Raw genomic sequence first — 17,909 nt, 5'->3', positions numbered from 1 at the left:
GAAGGTGGCGGTAGGAAGCGCGCAGCTTACTGGCTGTGCCGGCGTTTGCGGCGGTGGCCGTTCACCGGCGCCGGTGCGATCGCGTCTGGGAAACGCCGCCGCGGCGCCAAGCGGCGACCGCTGACCTCCAGGCTGCGTGCACGGGCGCACCCTCACCCCAAGCCCTCTCCCGCGGGGAGAGGGGCTTGAATGGGTCGCGCGCTGTCAGCCCAGCGGCTCGTCCGACAGGTAGGTGTAGCCGGTCAGGCCGGCCTCGAGCGCGTCGGCCAGTTCCGTCGCCTGCGCGGCCGGCAACTGCGCCGCGGCCACACGCTCGGCGTAGGCGGCGCGCAGGTCGTCCAGGCGGTAGCCGACGTAGTCCAGCATCACGTCGGTGGTGTCGCCGCGGCGCTGCTGGGCGATGCGGTAGCCATCGCCGTCCACCGCCACTTCCACCGCGTCGGTGTCGCCGAACAGGTTGTGGATGTCGCCGAGGATTTCCTGGTAGGCGCCGACCAGGAAGAAGCCGATGCGGTAGCTCTCGCCCGGGCGCAGCGCGTGCAGCGGCAGCGAGCTGTCCAGGCTTTCGTTCTCGACGTAGGTCTTGACCATGCCGTCCGAATCGCAGGTCATGTCGCAGACCACGCCGCGCCGCGCCGGCGCCTCGTTCAGGCGCTCGATCGGCACGATCGGGAACACCTGGTCGATCGCCCACACGTCGGGAATCGATTCGAACACGCTGAAGTTGACGAAGTACTTGTCGACCAGGCGCTCGTTGAGTTCGTCCAGCACCGGGCGGTGGCTCTTTTCCTCGTGGCTCAGCCGCGCGCGCACGCCGTGGGCGATGGCGTAGAACAGGTCGTCGATGCGCGCGCGATGGGTCAGGTCGATCTGGCCCAGCGCGTAGCCGCTGAGGCCTTCGGCGTGGAAATGCTGCGCCTCCTGGAACAGCTCCACCGCCGGGCGCTGGTCCAGTTCGGCATGGATCTCGCGCAGGTGGCGGATCGCCGCCGGCTCGTCGTCGTGCGCGTCGGGCACGCGGCCTTCCGGCGCCTGCTCCACCTCGGACACGTTGGCGATCAGCACCGCGTGGTGCGCGGTCATCGCGCGCCCGCACTCGGTGACGATGCGCGGCGGCGCCAGGCCGTGTTCCTCGCAGGCGCTGGCCAGCGGCTGCACGATGTTGCTGGCGTAGGAATGCAGGCCGTAGTTGATCGAGCAGTAGCTGCGCGAGCGGGTGCCTTCGTAGTCGATGCCCAGGCCGCCGCCGACGTCGACGTGGCTGATCTTCGCGCCCAGCTTGGACAGCTCGACGAAATAGCGGGTGGCCTCGCGCATGCCGTTGGCGATGTCGCGCACGTTGGAGATCTGCGAGCCCATGTGGAAGTGCAGCAGGTTCAGCGCGTCGGCGTACTCGGTGTCGCGCAGGGTCTTCCACAGGTCCAGCACCTGCCGCGGCGACAGCCCGAACTTGGCCTTGTCGCCACCGCTGTTCTGCCACTTGCCCGCGCCCAGCGAGGCCAGGCGCATGCGCACGCCCAGGCCCGGCTTCACGTCCAGCGCGCGCGCCTCCTCCAGCACCAGCTTCAGCTCCGACGGCTTCTCGATGACGATGAAGGTCTGCAGGCCGAGCTTGCGCCCGATCAGCGCCAAGCGGATGTATTCGCGGTCCTTGTAGCCGTTGCACACGATCAGCCCGCCCGGACGCGACAGCGCCAGCACCGCCATCAGTTCCGGCTTGCTGCCCGCCTCCAGGCCGAAGCCCTCGCCCTGGTGGCTGGCCAGGGTGCCGGCCACGCCGCGGTGCTGGTTGACCTTGATCGGGTACACGGCGGTATAGCCGCCGGCGTAGTCCCAATCGGCCTGGGCCTGCGCGAATGCGGCCTGCAGCTTGCCCAGGCGCTCGCCGAGGATGTCGGGGAAGCGCACCAGCATCGGCAGCTTGGCGCCGGCCGCGCGCGCGGCGTCCACCACTTCCGGCAGCGCGATCGCCACGCCGTCGGCGCCCTGCGGCCGCACCACCAGCCGGCCGGCCGCGTCCACATCGAAATACCCGTCGGCCCAATGCGGGATCGAGTAGGTCTTGCGGGCTTGGTCGAGGGACCAATCGCTCATCGTGGCGGCTCGGCTGACGGAAAAAGGGCGTGGATTGTAACCCCTGCTACGCGTGGGGTCCGTTACAATCCGCGCCGTTCCGACGCCCTCGGCTCCTGGTGGAGCCGGGCCGGGTTCGCGGGCGCCTGGCGTAGCCTGCGCCTGGCGCTCATCCGGAAAGGGTGTGGCGACAGCATCGCGTGGCTCGGCTGCACGAGGCTGCGCCCGACCCTCATCCGGAGAGGTGTGGTAACAGCGTCGCGTGGCTTGGCCGCACGAGGCTGCGCCCGACCCTCATCCGGCGCTTCGCGCCACCTTCTCCCGGGGGGAGAAGGGATCGCTGCTTCTTTTTGCTTTCCTAGGACATTCCATGAGCGCCAACGACAACTGGTACATCGAACATTTCCAGCCCACCGGCTCGGCCATCGGCTACCGCATCACCGGCAAGCTGGACGAGGTGCAGTCGCCGTTCCAGAAGATCGAGATCTACGACACCACCGACTGGGGCAAGCTGATGGTGATCGACGGCGCGGTCATGCTGACCACGCGCGACAACTTCTTCTACCACGAGATGATCAGCCACCCGGCGCTGTTCACCCACGCCGCGCCCAAGCGCGTGGTGATCATCGGTGGCGGCGACTGCGGCACCCTGCGCGAAGTCCTCAAGCACCCGGGCGTAGAAAGCGCCACCCAGTGCGACATCGACGAGCAGGTCACGCGCATGGCCGAGAAGTACTTCCCGGAACTGTGCGACTCCAACAACGACCCGCGCGCCGAACTGCTGTTCGACGACGGCGTGGCCTACATGGCCAACTGCCCGGCCGGCAGCGTGGACATCGTCATCGTGGACTCCACCGACCCGGTCGGCCCGGCCGAAGGCCTGTTCAACAAGGCCTTCTACGAGAGTTGCTTCAAGGCGCTGAAGGACGACGGCATCCTGGTGCAGCAGTCCGAATCGCCGCTGGCGCTGCTGGACCTGATCAAGGAAATGCGCGCGGAAATGGGCAAGGCCGGCTTTGCGAGCTTCCACACCGTGCCGTTCCCGCAGCCGTGCTACCCGACCGGCTGGTGGAGCGTGACCATGGCGCGCAAGCAGGGCGGCTTCGACTTCCGCCAGGCCGACGCCGCGGCCAAGCCGTTCGCCACCCGCTACTACAGCGCGCACCTGCACACCGGCACCCAGGTGCTGCCGCCGTTCGTGGCCGAGGCACTGGGCGGCTAAGCCCCGGTCCTCTTCGGCATCGGCGCGCGCGACGTGCGCCGATGCCGCGGATCGCAGGCGCTGCCCCGGTCCTCGACTCTCGGCCAGGTCCCGTATCAACTCAATCGCCGCGGCTGCGGCGGCATCTGAACCGGCACCTGGCGCAAGCGTGCTCGGCCTATCCGGCTGGCCCGCCACGCTAGCGGGGACTCCGGCAGGCACGAACCCCACGCCGATAGGCGCGGCTTCAGCCGCAACAGGCGTCACAGGAATACGCCGTCGCGGCTGAAGCCGCTCCTACAACGCATCCATGCCACGCCGATGCAGGCGCGGTGATCGCGTTACAGCGCGTCCGCGTCCAGCTCGCCGGTGCGGATGCGCACCACCGTGCCCAGGTCGTAGACGAACACCTTGCCGTCGCCGATCTTGCCGGTGGCGGCGGCCTTGACGATGGCCTCGACCACGCGCTCCACCTGGTCCTCGCTGACGGCCACTTCCAGCTTCACCTTCGGCAGGAAATCGACCACGTACTCGGCGCCGCGATACAGCTCGGTGTGGCCCTTCTGCCGGCCGAAGCCCTTGACCTCGGTGACGGTGATGCCGGCCACGCCCTGCGCGGCGAGCGCTTCGCGCACGTCGTCGAGCTTGAACGGCTTGATCACGGCCATGATCATCTTCATGCGGCATTCTCCAATCACAATGGCCTCAGGATAGCGCGGTTGCGCGATCGGCGGCCGTCGGGTTCAATGGCCGCGCGCCCCCAACGCCGGAATTTTCCGACAGCGCGCCGCGTCCGATCCCGATGGTGCCGACCCGCCGGATACCGCAGTCTGACGCCACCTGCCGGAGCACAGCCATGATCGATCTCAACCATCTCGACGACCTCGCCCGCCGCCTCAGCGACCTGGTGCCGCCGGGTCTGCGCCAATCCCGCGACGAACTGCAGAGCACCTTCAAGAGTGCGCTGCAGGCCGGGCTGGGCAAGCTCGACCTGGTCACCCGCGAGGAGTTCGAAGTGCAGCGCGCGGTGCTGCTGCGCACGCGCGAGAAGCTCGAAGCGCTGGAGCGCAGCGTCGCCGCGCTGGAAGCGGCGCGCAGCGGGCAGACGCCCAGCACCAACCCCTGATCCACCCGCCACCATGAGCCTGGCGCTGGTGCACAGCCGTGCCCGCGCGGGGGTGCTTGCGCCTCCGGTTCGGGTCGAAGTCCATCTCTCCGGCGGCCTGCCGGCCACGCAGATCGTCGGCCTGCCCGAGGCAGCGGTGCGCGAATCGCGCGATCGCGTGCGCGCCGCCCTGCTCTGTGCGCAGTACGAATTCCCGGCACGGCGGATCACCGTCAACCTGGCCCCGGCCGACCTGCCCAAGGAGGGCGGCCGCTTCGACCTGCCGATCGCGCTGGGCATCCTCGCCGCCGCCGGCCAGCTCGACCCGCAGGTGCTCGGCCAGTATGAATTCCTCGGCGAACTGGCCCTGACCGGCGAATTGCGCCCGGTCGACGGCGTCCTGCCGGCCGCGCTGGCCGCGGCACAGGCCGGACGCACCCTGATCGTGCCGGCCGACAACGGCGCCGAGGCCGCGCTGGCGCAACACGTGCAGGCGTTCACCGCGCGCACCCTGCTGGAGGTCTGCGGGTTGCTCAACGGCAGCAAGACCCTGCCCGCGGCGACGGCGCCGCCGGCCGTCGCCGCGCCCTTTCCCGACCTGAGCGACGTGCGCGGCCAGGCGCAGGCGCGGCGCGCCCTGGAGATCGCCGCGGCCGGACATCACCACCTGCTGCTGATCGGCAGCCCCGGCTGCGGCAAGACTCTGCTGGCCTCGCGCCTGCCCGGCATCCTGCCCGAGGCCAGCGAAGCCGAGGCGCTGGAGAGCGCAGCCATCGCCTCGGTCAGCGGCCGCGGCGTGGATCCGGCGCGCTGGCGGCAACGCCCCTACCGGGCGCCGCATCACACCGCCAGCGCGGTGTCGCTGGTCGGTGGCGGCACCCATCCGCGCCCCGGCGAAATCTCGCTGGCGCACCACGGCGTGCTGTTCCTGGACGAGCTGCCCGAGTGGAACCGGCACGCGCTGGAAGTGTTGCGCGAGCCGCTGGAGTCGGGCCAGGTGACGGTGTCGCGCGCGGCGCGCAGTGCCGAGTTTCCTTCGCGCTTCCAGTTGGTGGCGGCGATGAACCCCTGCCCCTGCGGCTGGGCCGGCGACCCCAGCGGCCGCTGCCGCTGCAGCGAGGACGCGGTGCGGCGCTATCGCGCGCGCATCTCCGGCCCACTGCTGGACCGCATCGACCTGCACGTGGACGTGCCGCGGCTCCCGCCACAGGCGCTGCGTGCCGATGCGCCGCCCGGCGAAACCAGCGCCGCCGTGCGCGCGCGGGTGGAGCAGGCGCGGCAACGCCAGCAGGCCCGCGCCGGCCGGCCCAATGGTCAGCTCGGGCACAGCGAAACCCTGCGCGACTGCCGCCTGCAGCCGCGCGACGAGGCGCTGCTGGAACAGGCCATCGAGCGCCTGCGGCTATCGGCGCGCTCGCTGCATCGGATCCTGCGCGTGGCCCGCACCATCGCCGACCTGGACGCCAGCGACGCCATCGCCACCGCGCACCTGACCGAGGCCATCGCCTACCGGCAACTGGATCGTGGGGAGCCGGCACCGTTAGCGCGCAGCGCCTAGGGCCGACCTCGTCGGTAGGTGGGCCGGTTGGCACGTGGACCCAGCGGGTGCGGGCCATGTCGAAGCGCTGCCTGTACCACGTCCAACGCACATCGTCCTCTGCGAACTCGAGCCGCAGGAACGGTGACCTGGCGAACGGGGCGGCTTCAAGGCACCGCCAGTCACGACGGAAAGTCTGTCGTAGGCGCGGCTTCAGCTGCGCCTACAGGTGACCTTGACCAGGCCGCGGCCGGCAAGCCGTGGTGCGGGGAACGCGGCAGGTACCGCATTCCTGCAGGATGGCATCCATCCCTGACGCTGCGTCGCGCCTCTGCTGCCCGACCTGGGCAATCGCGAGGCGGCGCCGCCGCCTCGGGCCAATCGACGTGGCCGTGGCCGCGCCGCGTACCATCCCCACTGCCGACGTCACATACGCCGGTGTTCCAGGCGGATGTCTCCGCCTGGAACAGCGCTGCTGCACTACGTCGCGGCGTTCAGGGCAGCGACGTGTACGGCTGCCGCCACGGATTGACCTCGACGTAGCTGCGGCCAGTCACGGCAGCGCCGTTGAGGTTGCCGACCACTTGCGAAGCGCCTTCCCAGTACGTGCGGTGACCAGTCCACAACATCTCCTGGTCGTCGACCAATGGGGTGATGAGCAGATTGCCCTCGGGCAGGATCACGTTCCACTTCGACTCGTAGGTGTAGCCGGAATTCGGGCTGGTCCAGGTCGCGAGCCGCTGCAGGTCCATCTGGTCGCCGGACACCGGCGTCGCCACGCCCTTGGAGACGCGCGTGCCGAACTTGTTGGTGATGGCGCCGGTGTTGGGGTCCTGCAGGTAATACAGCATGTACTGCGTGTCGTTATCGAGCTGGATGGCGAACCAGTTCCAGCCGCCGCCGAAGAAGGAGCCGTTCTCGTCGGACGCCATGCCCTTGATGAACCACTGGCGGTCCTGCCACGAGGTGCCGACGATCTTGATCGGCACGCCGTTGTCGTAGACCGTGCCTTCCGTATCCAGCGCCGTGGACGAGTAGTAGGCCGAGGTCTTGGCGATCGGCCGATAATCCACCACGCCGTTGCCGTTATGCAGGACGAAGGGCATGTCGCTGCTGGTCTTCAGGTCGATGGCGAAACGTCCGTCGCTGAGCGCGCCCTTGATCGCATAGGCTTGCTGCGAGCCGCTGATCGACCAGCCGTTGTTGGTGAAGTTGAAGGATCCCTGCTGATCCGGGATCTGTTCGGAGACGACGCGCTCTTCCACCTTGTGCAGCTTGTTGTTCACGTCCGTCACCGCGAAATGCCAGGAGTAGGTGGCAGGCCCGGAGCCGATCGGCCACAACTGGAACACGGTGACCTCGTAGCCGAATTCGCGCTTGGCGCCGCTGGGATCGACGCCGTACAGATGGCCGACGAAATACCACCATTCCAACTGGCTGTGGTGTGGGCCTTCGTCGCGCGGCAACTGCACCGGTGCGGGTTCTTCGAAGATTTGCGCAGCCGCGGGCACGGACGAGAATGCGCACGCGATGACCATGGCCGCGGCGAGCCAGCCGCGGAAGCGCCCGAACGTTCTTGATGAGAGATGCATGGTGATGTCCTGGATGAATGATGGATGTGATGCGGACTGGATGCGAGGCGACGAGATCAAGGCAGGATGCGCGCACCCCACTCCACGCCCCAGGGATTCATTTCTGCGAATGCCTTGCCGGTAATGGATTTTCCGGCCAGCGTGCCCACCACCTTGGCCGGTCCTTCGAAATAGAACTTCTGCGTGGCCGGCGCATACAGTTCGGCGTCCTGCAGCATCGGGGTGATGGTGATTGCGCCGTCCGGCAGGGTGACCTTCCACTGCGCCGGATAGGTGTAGCCGGTATGCGGACTGGTCCAGCTGCCGATCCGCTCCAGCTTGATCGCGACGGGATCGACCGGCGCATAGTGGCCGTCGGCGGTCTTGACGGCGAGCGCCTGATCGACCGTGCCGTCGCCTTTCATGAAGAAACTGATGTTGTACTGGCTGTTGTCGTCCAGCGACACGCCGAACCAGGTCCAGCCGCTGTTGGCATCGCCGGGAATGCCGTTGGCCCATTCGTGGTCGTACCACGAGGTTCCGGTCACCTTGACCGGCACGCCGTGATCCCAGACCGTACCACTGGTGGCATTGACGTTGAAGGAATAATACGGGGAGATGAAATCGCCGTAGGTTTCCACGCCATTGGTGCCGTTCAAGGTCGGTTTCTGCAATGCCTGCGTGCTGAGGTCGATGGCGTAATCCAGATCGGCAGGCGCGGCCTTGGCGTAGTAACTGCCCATCGATCCACCCATCTGAAAACCGGCAACGTCCAGATCGAACCGGTCGGTCGAGGTGGTGAACGGACCGGTGGTCACCTGCTTCTTGAAGCGAAAATCGCCGCGATCCAGATCCGAGATCGCAAAATGCGCATCGTAGACTGGTGGCATATTGGCCACGCCATCGATCTGGAACACGACCATTTCGTACGCGTACGCATGTTTTCCGCCGGACGGGTCGGTGCCGTCCAGAAAGCCGGTTATGTACCACCATTCGGCCGGCTGACGATGCGCAGCCTCATCGTGCGGAAGCGAGATACTGGTTTCGATCGGCGGAAACGTGCCGATCGCCTGCGCCATCGCGTCGGGCGCAAGCAGTGTGGCAGGAAACGCAAAGGTCGCGATCGCTAAAGCATGCACGAGTGCGTGCATCCGGATCATTTTCATGACGGAATCCCCTGAGGTCATTTGAGAAAGTAGCAACTGCGGCTGTTTTTCTTGCGTGGAACACGAGGGCTGTCGGCGTGAATGGGCAGCGGGCGTGTTCGATTCGAAATTCAGCGAGCCGGCAGATACTGTCAATACCGAAAAAATGAATAATTCCGGTCTGCAACGACCGTCTCATCGTGACAGTGCGTGAAGATTCATTCAGCGCATCGGCGCTGGCGATTTATAACCGCTGGCTTACAGGCGCATCCGGGCGATGCGCAAAACCCAGAGGAATTTTGCCTGTGCGTCCGACCGCGATCGGGGGACACGTGCCGTGCATAGAAATTGGCCGGTCACGCTTCTTGTCTAGATAATCGTCCAGCGTCTGCATGTTCCACGCTGGCGCGCACCCCGGCAGCATTCAACGCACACGCTCAGCAGCGGCGACCACATCGGCGATCGCCCCATTGCAACGCCGGACATGGGTAAAGGTCATGCCATGAGACGCGCCAGCGATGCTCTGCAGTTGCGCATCGGGCAGCCAGGCCGCCAGCGCGGTGGCGTTGTCGCGGTACTGCGCCGGGCTGCGTTCGCCGGCGACCAGCAACACCGGCATCGTCAGGATAGCGGCCTGCTCGGGCCGGTACGCCGGCAGCGCGTCGGCGATCTGCGGCACCAGGGTCTGCGCGTTGTCGCGCACCATCTGCCGGAAGCTCGCGCTGCTGCGCGCCCAGGCGCCGGGCTGGCTGACCGAGTCGACGAAGCATTCCAGGCCGGCCTCGACCTGGCCGCCCTGGAGCAGCGCGATCGCCTGCGCGCGGACCGCCTGCACCTCGGCCGGCAGGCCCTGCGGTTGCGGGCCGCCCGGATCGAACAGGGTCAGGCTGGCGATGGCGTCGGGCCGCAGCAGCGCCGCCTGCCAGGCGACGGCGGCGCCGCGGGAGTGCCCGACCAGATGCACCGGCCGCGCTTCCTCGGCGATGAAGGCGGCGAGCTGCTGCGCATGCCAGCGCCAACCGAATGCATGCCGCGCCGCCGACGGCAGCCGCGGGTAGTACTGGCCCAGGCTCAGCGCACTGAGCTGGAAGCGGTCGGCCAGGCCGCGCAGCTGCGGCGCCCAGTAGCGGTAGTCGCACAACGCCCCGTGCACCAGCAGCACCGGCGCGCCCTCGCCCACCCGCAGATAGGCCAGCGCATCGTCCGCGCCGAGCCGGCGGACGGCCGGCTTGGGCAAGGCCGCCCGCGGGCTGGTGGGACGTTGAACGGTCATGCCCACGCGCGGATCTGCGCAGCGCGCCCGATGCGCTGGCGCGCGGTGGTGCCGACGTCTGCGGCGCAGCAGATGACAGGACGGGCAGGAGCAAGAACACGCATGGGGAAGATGAGCGCAGGCATACGCATACGATAGCCGCGTCGCCGGCGGGCGCGATGCGGCGCCAGCGGGTCTGTTTGCCGAGCACGCGACCGCCGGAAAGGCGATGCGGAGGAAGCAGGGAGCAGTACTAGGTGGCGCGCCCGGAGGGATTCGAACCCCCGACCAATGGCTTCGGAAGCCACTACTCTATCCGGCTGAGCTACGGGCGCAACGGACGCGCATTCTAACGGCATTCGTCGGCCGCGTCTCCCCCGGCCGCAACTCCCTGCGACAGCACTCCCGCGGACGTTCTGACGAGGCCGTCCCGCTTGACCAGGCAACCGCGCGCGGCGCACAGGCGGCGCCGAGGCCGATCCCCCAGGCGTAGCAGACGCGCCGCTCGGACGCGCCCGCAGGCTGGGGCCGGACTGACTGCCAAAGCGCATCTGCAGACCCACACGCGACGACGCCGCCTCGCGCCCCAGGCAGTCACCGTGCGTCGCAGGCCACCGCCACGACATTGCGTGCTGCCGCCGGCACCACGCGGCTGCTACCCTTGCGCGATGGCTTACGAACGCTACGAAACGCCTGCCGCGCTGCCGCCGCGCGCGCGCCTGGGCCAGTACTGGAAACTGCTGCGCGGCGACCGGCCGATCGGCGCGCTGCTGCTGCTGTGGCCGACCTGGTGGGCGCTGTGGCTGGCCGCCGACGGGGTGCCGCCGCTGTGGACCCTGTTCGTGTTCACCGCCGGGGTGTGGCTGACCCGCTCGGCCGGCTGCGTGATCAACGACTACGCCGACCGCTGGCTGGACCCGCAGGTCGAGCGCACCCGCAGCCGGCCGCTGGCCACCGGCGCGGTCAGCGGCCGCGAGGCACTGGCGGTGTTCGCGGTGCTGATGCTGGTGGCGTTCGCGCTGGTGCTGACCATGAACGCGCTGACCATCGGCCTGAGCGTGGTCGGGCTGTTGCTGGCCGCCAGCTATCCCTACCTGAAGCGCTACACCTACCTGCCGCAGGTCTACCTGGGCATGGCCTTCGGCTGGGGCATCCCGATGGCCTTCGCCGCCGTGCGCGGCGAGGTGCCGGCACTGGGCTGGCTGCTGTACGCGACCAACATCCTGTGGGCCACCGCCTACGACACCTGGTATGCGATGGTCGATCGCGAGGACGACCTGCGCGCCGGCTCCAAGTCCACCGCGATCCTGTTCGGCGAACTGGACCTGGTCATCCAGGGCGTGCTGTACGCGCTGATGTTCGTGGCCCTGGCCTTCGTCGGGCATCGCGCGGGCCTGGGCGTGTGGTACTGGGCCGGCCTGGGCGTGGCGGCACTGCTGGTGGCGGCCGAGTTCCGCATGGCCCGGCATCGTGAACGCGCGGCGTGCTTCCGCGCCTTCATGCACAACAACTGGGTCGGCCTGGCGATCTTCGTCGGCATCGCCGTGGCGCTGGCGCTGCGCGCCGCCTAGCAGCTGTCGGGCTCACGCGCAGTGCGCATCGTGCGCTGGAACCAACTTCAAGTCCTCACAAAGGCCGCTGCTCCGGCGCTCACCGAGATGAGCCAGGGCGCACCCCGCCGCGGCTCCTTGCACCGATGCGTTCTCGCGTTTGGCGGCCGGTGCCGGCACGGTCGCGGCCGGCGCGCGGGTCAACAGCGCCAGCACCCGCTGCTGCTCCTGCATGTCCTGCAACCCACTGATCCGCAGGCTGTCCCCCGGCAGCGGCGCCATGATCGTGGCCACGGTCAGCACCTGGCCATCGGCCAGCAGGGCGACCGGCTTGCCGACGTTCTGCGCGGTGGCCTGGGTCAGCCGTTGGCCGTGCCCAGGAAAGCGCAGATCCAGCGCGGGCTGGCCATCGCCGTTGTCGGCGGACGCGACGGTCGCCGCCTCCTCGACGACCAGCAACGCTTGCGGCGCCAGGTACACCGGCTGTCCGTGGTAGTCGGCCTGGACAGCGTCGGGGGTGGGCGCATGGCTGGCCAGGCGCCATTCGATCTTCGCCTTGACCGGGATGGCGGCGGCGACATCCGGTGCCTTGCCATAACCGCACCCGGCGACAGCGAAGACACACAGCGTCATCGACAGAGCCAAAGCCTTCCAGCGCATCGCACGCTCCTTTCGTTGTTGGCCTCTTCACCAGCATAAAGCCGCGCGTGTCTGCCGACCGTTCATGCGCCAAGGCGTCGGCGCCCTGGCAGAGATCGCCACTGCGGCACGTCGGCCGATGCGCGCGACGCAGTGCGTCGCGGTCGGCGCTCACGACAGACAATGCGCCGTGCCGCACGTCCTTTGCTGCAGAGCCCCCTGTGCCAGCGCGTGCGACAGACGCACCACGCTCACGGCACCCGCGCCACCACCCAGGCATCGACCCGTTCCACACCGGCGCGGCGAAGCGCCTTTGCCGCGGCGTGCAGGGTCGCGCCGGTGGTCATCACGTCGTCGATCAGGGCCACATGCGCCGGCAACGCAGCCGAGGCCGGCACCGCGAACGCGCCACGCAGATTGCGCCGACGCGCACGGGCGTCCAGTTCGGACTGCGCCGCGGTTGCCCGCATCCGCTGCAGGTCCAGGCACAGCGGCAGCGCCAGCGCGCGCGCCAGTGGCCGCGCCAGCTCCAGCGCCTGGTCGTAACCGCGCTGGCGCAGCCGGGCCGGATGCAACGGCACCGGCAGCAGCGCCTGCGGCCGCGGCAAGGCCACGCAGCGTGCCTGCAGCAGTGCGGCGAGCACGCGCCCGGCCGCCAGATCCTGGTGGAACTTGAAGCGGCGCAACAGGCCATCGACCGGCGGGGCGTACACGCAGGCGCTGGCGACGCGCTCCAGCGGCGGCGGCTGACGCTGGCACGCGCCGCAGACCTGCTCGGCATCCAGCGCCGGCAGCGGCAGTGCACAGCGGCAACAGGCCGCCGCATTCCATGGCACGCCATCGCGACAGGCCGCGCACAGGTCCAGGCCGGGCACGCCTGGCTCGGCGCAGACCAGGCAGCGTTCCGGCAGCAGGCGGCGCTGCAGCCAGCGCCAGCCGCCGTCAACCAAACCACCGCCCATAAAGTTGACAGGACTTTGCATGCTCACCAGACTGCCCGCTTTCCCAGCCGCTGACCGTCAGGAAACCCCCATGTCCGCTGTCGTCCGACACGACTGGCAACGCCAGGAATTGCTTGCCCTGTTCGATCTGCCGTTCCCGGAGCTGCTGCACCGCGCCGCCGCCGTGCACCGCGAACACTTCGATCCGGCGCAGGTGCAGGTGTCCACGCTGCTGTCGGTGAAGACCGGCGGTTGCCCGGAGGACTGCGCCTATTGCCCGCAGGCGCAGCGCTACGCCACCGGCGTGGAAGCGCAGAAGCTGATGAGCACCGAGGCGGTGCTGGACAAGGCGCGCCAGGCCAAGGCCGCCGGTGCGTCGCGGTTCTGCATGGGCGCGGCCTGGCGTTCGCCCAAGGACCGCGACATCCCGAAGGTGGCGGAGATGATCCGCGAGGTGAAGGCGCTGGGCCTGGAGACGTGCGCCACCCTGGGCATGCTCGACGGCACCCAGGCGCAGGCGCTGAAGGCGGCCGGGCTGGACTACTACAACCACAATCTGGACACCGCGCCGGATTTCTACGACTCGATCATCCACACCCGCCAGTACCAGGACCGCCTGGACACCCTGACCCACGTGCGCGACGCCGGCCTGAAGACCTGCTGCGGCGGCATCGTCGGCATGGGCGAGTCGCGCGACCAGCGCGCCGGCCTGCTGCAGGCGCTGGCCAACCTGCCGGTGCATCCGGATTCGGTGCCGATCAACCGGCTGGTGCAGGTCGCCGGCACGCCGCTGCACGGCACGGTCGAGCTGGACCCCTTCGAGTTCGTGCGCACGATCGCCGTCGCCCGCATCGCGATGCCGCGGGCGATGGTGCGGCTGTCGGCCGGGCGCGAGAGCATGAGCGACGAACTGCAGGCGCTGTGCTTCTGCGCCGGCGCCAACTCGATCTTCTACGGCGAGAAACTGCTGACCACCGGCAACCCGGACACCGAACGCGACCAGGCGCTGTTCGCACGGCTGGGGCTGCGGCCAATGCAGGTGATGGTCGATGCCGATGCCCACGACCATCCCGGCACCGTGCACGCCGACATCACCACCCCGCCGGCGATCGCCGCCGCCCTGGTCTGACGCCGCGCGTCCGTCCGCCGATCCGGCCGTCCATCGCCGGCGACGCCCGGCCCGGCCGGGGACGCGCTACGCTAGCCCGCCAGATGCCCGTCCCGCGCCCATGGCCCGTCCCGACCTGCACGACCGCATCCAGTCCGCGCGCGCCTTGCGCGAAGCGCAGGGGCGCCTGCGCATGCGCCGCAGCGTCGGCCGCCGCGACGGCGTGCGCCTGGAAGTCGACGGCCGCTGGCTGACCGGCTTCTGCAGCAACGACTACCTGGGCCTGGCGCAGCAGTTCGAAGTGGTCGCGGCCCTGCAGGACGCGGCCGCGCGCGAAGGCGCCGGCGCCACCGCCTCGCACCTGGTGTGCGGCCACCACGCGCTGCACGAGGCGCTGGAACGCGAGATCGCCGACTGGCTCGGCTATCCGCAGGCGCTGCTGTTCGGCAGCGGCTTCATCGCCAACCTGGCGGTGCAGCAGGCGCTGTTGAGCGAGGAAGAGGACGTGTGCGTGCAGGACCGGCTCAACCACGCCAGCCTGCTCGACGCCAGCCGCCTGGCCGGCTGCCGCCTGCGCCGCTATCCGCACCTGGATGCCGAAGGCGCGATGCGCCAGCTCAAACACGCTGCCGACGGCGCGGCGATGCTCGCCACCGATGGCGTGTTCAGCATGGACGGCGACGTCGCCCCGCTGCGCTCGCTGGCGCTGGTGGCACGCACGCAACAGGCACTGCTGTACTTGGACGACGCGCACGGCGTCGGCGTGGTCGGTCCGCATGGGCGCGGCAGCGTCGCCGAGGCCGGCCTCGGAGTCGACGACGTCCCGCTGCAACTGGTGACCCTGGGCAAGGCGCTGGGCGGCTACGGCGCCGCGGTGGTCGGCGATGCCACCCTGATCCGGCACCTGGCCGAAACCGCGCGGCCGTATCTGTACACCACCGCGCTGCCGCCGGCGCAGGCCGCCGCGTCGCTGGCCGCGGTCAAGCTGGCGCGGCGCGACCAGTGGCGGCGCGAACGCCTGGTCGAACTGATCGCCCTGTTCCGTGGCGGCGCACGTCGCCATGGCCTCGACCTGATGGCCTCGGACACGCCGATCCAGCCGCTGCTGTGCGGCGAGGAGCGCACCGCGCTGGCGTGGTCGGCGGCGCTGGAACAGGCCGGCTATCTGGTCTCGGCGATCCGCCCGCCGACCGTGCCGGAAGGCAAGTCGCGGCTGCGCGTGACCCTGTCGGCGCTGCACACGCCGGCGCAGGTGCAGGCGCTGCTGGATGCGCTGGCGCTGGCCCGCGACCGCGTGGCCGCACATCCGCCCGGTCTGCCGGCGTGAGCGACGGTGCGCTGGCCGCGCGGCGCAAGGTCTGGGAGGCGCTGTCGGCGCTGTACCTGGACACTGCGGTCGACGCGCACCATCCGCACATCGCCGGCGTGCTCGCCGCCTCGCCGTTCGCCACCGACACGCTGTGGCAGATGCTGCGCGACGACGTGCATCCACGGCTGGCGCCCAACCTGCTGAGGCCGGCCGGCGCCTGGCAAGGCATCGACGGCGACTGGCTGAGTACGGCGATCCAGCAGCGCCGCGGCGCGCATCGCTGGTCGGCCTGGTGCACCCGCGGCTATCCGCGCCGGCACTGGCGCCTGCTGCTGCCGCAGGTGCTGGCGCGGCGCGCGGCGCACTGACGCGGCGGCCGACGCCGCTCTCCTGTTCCTTCGCGACGACCGACACCGATGCATATCGACACCCTGGGGCAGGGCCCCGATCTGGTCCTGCTGCACGGCTGGGCACTGAATGGCGGCATCTTCGCGCCGCTGGTGGAGCGCCTGTCGGCGCAGTACCGCCTGCACCTGGTGGACCTGCCCGGGCACGGCCACAGCCGCGGCGACGACACGCCGCTGGCACTGCCGCACGTGGTCAGCGCGATCGCCGCGGCCACGCCGCCGGCGGTGTGGCTGGGCTGGTCGCTGGGTGGGCTGTTCGCGCTGCATGCCGCCGCCACGCAACCGCAGGTACGCGGGCTGGCGATGCTCGCGGCGACGCCGCGCTTCGTGCGCGGCAGCGACTGGCCGCACGCGGTGGAGCCACAGGTGTTCGAACAGTTCGGCCGCGACCTCGCCGAGGACTACCGCGGCACCCTCGAACGCTTCCTGGCGCTGGACACGCTCGGCTCGGCGCACGCGCGCGCCGAACTGCGCACCCTGCGCGAAGCGCTCGACGCCCGCGGCGCACCCGACCCGCATGTGCTGCAAGACGGCCTGACCCTGCTGGAACGCACCGACCTGCGCCGCGCCCTGCCCGGCCTGCGCGTACCCAGCCTGTGGATTGGTGGCCAGCGCGACCGCCTGGTCCCGCCCGCGGGCATGGAGGCTGCCGCGGCACTGGCGCCGAACGCGCACGCGCTGATCGTCGCCGGCGGCGGCCACGCCCCGTTCCTCGGCCATGCCGATACCGTGACCGACGCGCTGCGCGGATTCCTGGCGACGCTGGACTAGCGGCGTCGCGCCGCGCGTTCCACGATGCTGTCGTAGGAGCGGCTTCAGCCGCGACGCGCCCGTTGCGTCGGGTCGCGGCTGAAGCCGCTCGCGGCGAGCCCGCCGGGTGCACTGTGGGAGGGACTTCAGTCCCGACGCATTGCGCCGTCGGAAAGCGCACACCGTCTCGTGCGTCGCGCGCTACATGACAGTTGACTCCCACAACGCATCACGCGACCCGCACCGACGTCAGAAAGACGCAAGCGGCTCCGCCGTGGGACTCAACTGTCGTACCGCCGCGACAAGCGAAGCAGAAAGCCGACTGACAGCCTCCGTCGTCGGGACTGAAGTCCCTCCCACAAGGATGCCGGCCACCCCTGTGGGAGCGACTTCAGTCGCGACGCATGAACGCTGCGCAGCGAGGCCGCTCCTGCACCTGCCTTGCGTGCTCGGTGTCCTCAACGTCGCGATGTGACGCTGGCCGCCACAGCGGCGATGTCCGATCATCGCCACTCCTTCGAACCGGAGTGCAAGCATGGACCTGGGAATCGCCGGCAAGTGGGCACTGGTGTGCGCCGCGAGCAAGGGACTGGGACTGGGCTGCGCGCAGGCGCTGGCGCGCGAGGGCGTGCATGTGGCGATCGTGGCGCGCGGCCAGGCCGGGCTGGATGCGGCCGCGGCGCAACTGCGCGCGCTGCACGGCGGTGGCGAGGTGGTCGCCGTAGCCGCGGACATCGCCACCGAGGCCGGACGCGCCGCCGCACTGGCCGCCTGCCCGCAGGTCGACATCCTGATCAACAACGCCGGCGGGCCACCGCCCGGCGATTTCCGCGACTGGGAACGCGAGGACTGGCTGCGCGCGCTCGACGCCAACATGCTGGCGCCGATCGCGCTGATCCGCGCCACGGTCGATGCGATGCAGGCGCGCGGCTTCGGCCGCATCGTCAACATCACCTCCGCCGCGGTGAAGGCGCCGATCGACAGCCTGGGCCTGTCCAACGGCGCGCGTGCCGGCCTCACCGGCTTCGTCGCCGGGCTGGCGCGGCGTACGGTGGCGCACAACGTGACCATCAACAACCTGCTGCCGGGGCAGTTCGATACCGACCGCCTGCGCGGCAACATCGCCCATGCCGCGCAGCGCGAGGGTGTCGACCCCGCCGACCTGGCCGAACGCAAGCGCCGGCAGATTCCGGCCGGGCGCTTCGGCACCGCCGAGGAGTTCGGCGCGGCCTGCGCCTTCCTGTGCAGCGCGCAGGCGGGTTACCTGAGCGGGCAGAACCTGTTGCTGGATGGCGGGAGCTATCCGGGGACATTCTGAAAC

General features: G+C 69.7%; 16 protein-coding genes and 1 tRNA gene. 9 read left to right on the top strand and 8 right to left on the bottom strand.

Annotated features, from left to right (window positions below; all coding sequences use genetic code 11):
• Positions 1-204: 204 nt before the first annotated feature.
• Entirely contained in the window at positions 205-2,094 is a 1,890-nt protein-coding gene (gene speA / locus M3U25_RS13395) for an arginine decarboxylase (RefSeq protein WP_160946720.1), read from the bottom strand.
• A gap of 349 nt (positions 2,095-2,443) precedes the next feature.
• Between speA and speE the strand changes: the two genes are divergently transcribed.
• The gene (gene speE, locus M3U25_RS13390; RefSeq protein WP_263392163.1) at positions 2,444-3,295 is read left to right on the top strand and encodes a polyamine aminopropyltransferase; all 852 of its coding nucleotides are present in this window, start codon (positions 2,444-2,446) and stop codon (positions 3,293-3,295) included.
• A 320-nt stretch (positions 3,296-3,615) separates the two neighbouring features.
• On the opposite strand, the gene M3U25_RS13385 is transcribed toward speE, so the two are convergent.
• Positions 3,616-3,954, bottom strand: a complete 339-nt coding sequence (locus tag M3U25_RS13385) for a P-II family nitrogen regulator (protein ID WP_010341856.1) — start codon at positions 3,952-3,954, stop codon at positions 3,616-3,618.
• Positions 3,955-4,130: 176 nt separating this feature from the next.
• Between M3U25_RS13385 and M3U25_RS13380 the strand changes: the two genes are divergently transcribed.
• Together M3U25_RS13380 and M3U25_RS13375 are read left to right on the top strand one after the other, a co-directional pair.
• A complete protein-coding gene (locus M3U25_RS13380) occupies positions 4,131-4,400 on the top strand; it encodes an accessory factor UbiK family protein (RefSeq protein WP_355502369.1) in 270 nt (89 codons plus the stop codon).
• 13 nt (positions 4,401-4,413) lie between these two features.
• A complete protein-coding gene (locus tag M3U25_RS13375; protein WP_355502372.1) occupies positions 4,414-5,937 on the top strand; it encodes a YifB family Mg chelatase-like AAA ATPase in 1,524 nt (507 codons plus the stop codon).
• Between the two features lie 473 nt (positions 5,938-6,410).
• Here M3U25_RS13375 and M3U25_RS13370 read toward each other — a convergent pair whose 3' ends face one another.
• From M3U25_RS13370 to M3U25_RS13355, 4 genes are all read right to left on the bottom strand, one after another.
• Entirely contained in the window at positions 6,411-7,427 is a 1,017-nt protein-coding gene (locus M3U25_RS13370; RefSeq protein ID WP_355502374.1) for a lipocalin-like domain-containing protein, read from the bottom strand.
• Positions 7,428-7,564: 137 nt separating this feature from the next.
• Entirely contained in the window at positions 7,565-8,653 is a 1,089-nt protein-coding gene (locus M3U25_RS13365) for a lipocalin-like domain-containing protein (RefSeq protein WP_355502377.1), read from the bottom strand.
• Positions 8,654-9,056: 403 nt separating this feature from the next.
• Positions 9,057-9,905: an alpha/beta hydrolase gene (locus M3U25_RS13360; RefSeq protein ID WP_355502380.1), complete on the bottom strand. Its 849-nt coding sequence runs from the start codon at positions 9,903-9,905 to the stop codon at positions 9,057-9,059.
• Positions 9,906-10,142: 237 nt separating this feature from the next.
• A tRNA-Arg gene (locus tag M3U25_RS13355) sits at positions 10,143-10,219 on the bottom strand.
• A gap of 333 nt (positions 10,220-10,552) precedes the next feature.
• Here M3U25_RS13355 and ubiA point away from each other — a divergent pair.
• Entirely contained in the window at positions 10,553-11,455 is a 903-nt protein-coding gene (gene ubiA / locus M3U25_RS13350) for a 4-hydroxybenzoate octaprenyltransferase (RefSeq protein WP_355502383.1), read from the top strand.
• 12 nt (positions 11,456-11,467) lie between these two features.
• On the opposite strand, the gene M3U25_RS13345 is transcribed toward ubiA, so the two are convergent.
• Positions 11,468-12,094 carry a preprotein translocase subunit SecD gene (locus tag M3U25_RS13345; protein WP_355502386.1) on the bottom strand — a complete coding sequence of 209 codons (627 nt, stop codon included), beginning with the start codon at positions 12,092-12,094 and terminating at the stop codon, positions 11,468-11,470.
• Between the two features lie 230 nt (positions 12,095-12,324).
• Positions 12,325-13,056 carry a ComF family protein gene (locus M3U25_RS13340; RefSeq protein WP_355502389.1) on the bottom strand — a complete coding sequence of 244 codons (732 nt, stop codon included), beginning with the start codon at positions 13,054-13,056 and terminating at the stop codon, positions 12,325-12,327.
• A 49-nt stretch (positions 13,057-13,105) separates the two neighbouring features.
• On the opposite strand from M3U25_RS13340, the gene bioB reads away from it, so the two are divergent.
• From bioB to M3U25_RS13315, 5 genes are all read left to right on the top strand, one after another.
• The gene (gene bioB / locus M3U25_RS13335; RefSeq protein ID WP_355502391.1) at positions 13,106-14,143 is read left to right on the top strand and encodes a biotin synthase BioB; all 1,038 of its coding nucleotides are present in this window, start codon (positions 13,106-13,108) and stop codon (positions 14,141-14,143) included.
• A 100-nt stretch (positions 14,144-14,243) separates the two neighbouring features.
• A complete protein-coding gene (gene bioF, locus M3U25_RS13330; RefSeq protein WP_355502394.1) occupies positions 14,244-15,449 on the top strand; it encodes an 8-amino-7-oxononanoate synthase in 1,206 nt (401 codons plus the stop codon).
• Positions 15,446-15,799, top strand: coding sequence for a hypothetical protein (locus M3U25_RS13325; RefSeq protein WP_355502397.1), 354 nt, complete (start codon positions 15,446-15,448; stop codon positions 15,797-15,799). The genes bioF and M3U25_RS13325 overlap by 4 nt, the downstream gene beginning before the upstream one ends.
• Positions 15,800-15,847: 48 nt before the next feature.
• The gene (gene bioH / locus M3U25_RS13320; protein WP_242159260.1) at positions 15,848-16,609 is read left to right on the top strand and encodes a pimeloyl-ACP methyl ester esterase BioH; all 762 of its coding nucleotides are present in this window, start codon (positions 15,848-15,850) and stop codon (positions 16,607-16,609) included.
• A gap of 514 nt (positions 16,610-17,123) precedes the next feature.
• A complete protein-coding gene (locus M3U25_RS13315; RefSeq protein WP_242081392.1) occupies positions 17,124-17,906 on the top strand; it encodes an SDR family oxidoreductase in 783 nt (260 codons plus the stop codon).
• The last annotated feature ends 3 nt before the right edge of the window (positions 17,907-17,909 follow it).

This window comes from Xanthomonas sp. PPL134 (genome assembly GCF_040595915.1).
Lineage (GTDB): Bacteria > Pseudomonadota > Gammaproteobacteria > Xanthomonadales > Xanthomonadaceae > Xanthomonas_A > Xanthomonas_A indica.
Note: the sequence above shows the minus strand (reverse complement) of the source record. Positions and strands in the feature narration are given on the sequence as shown.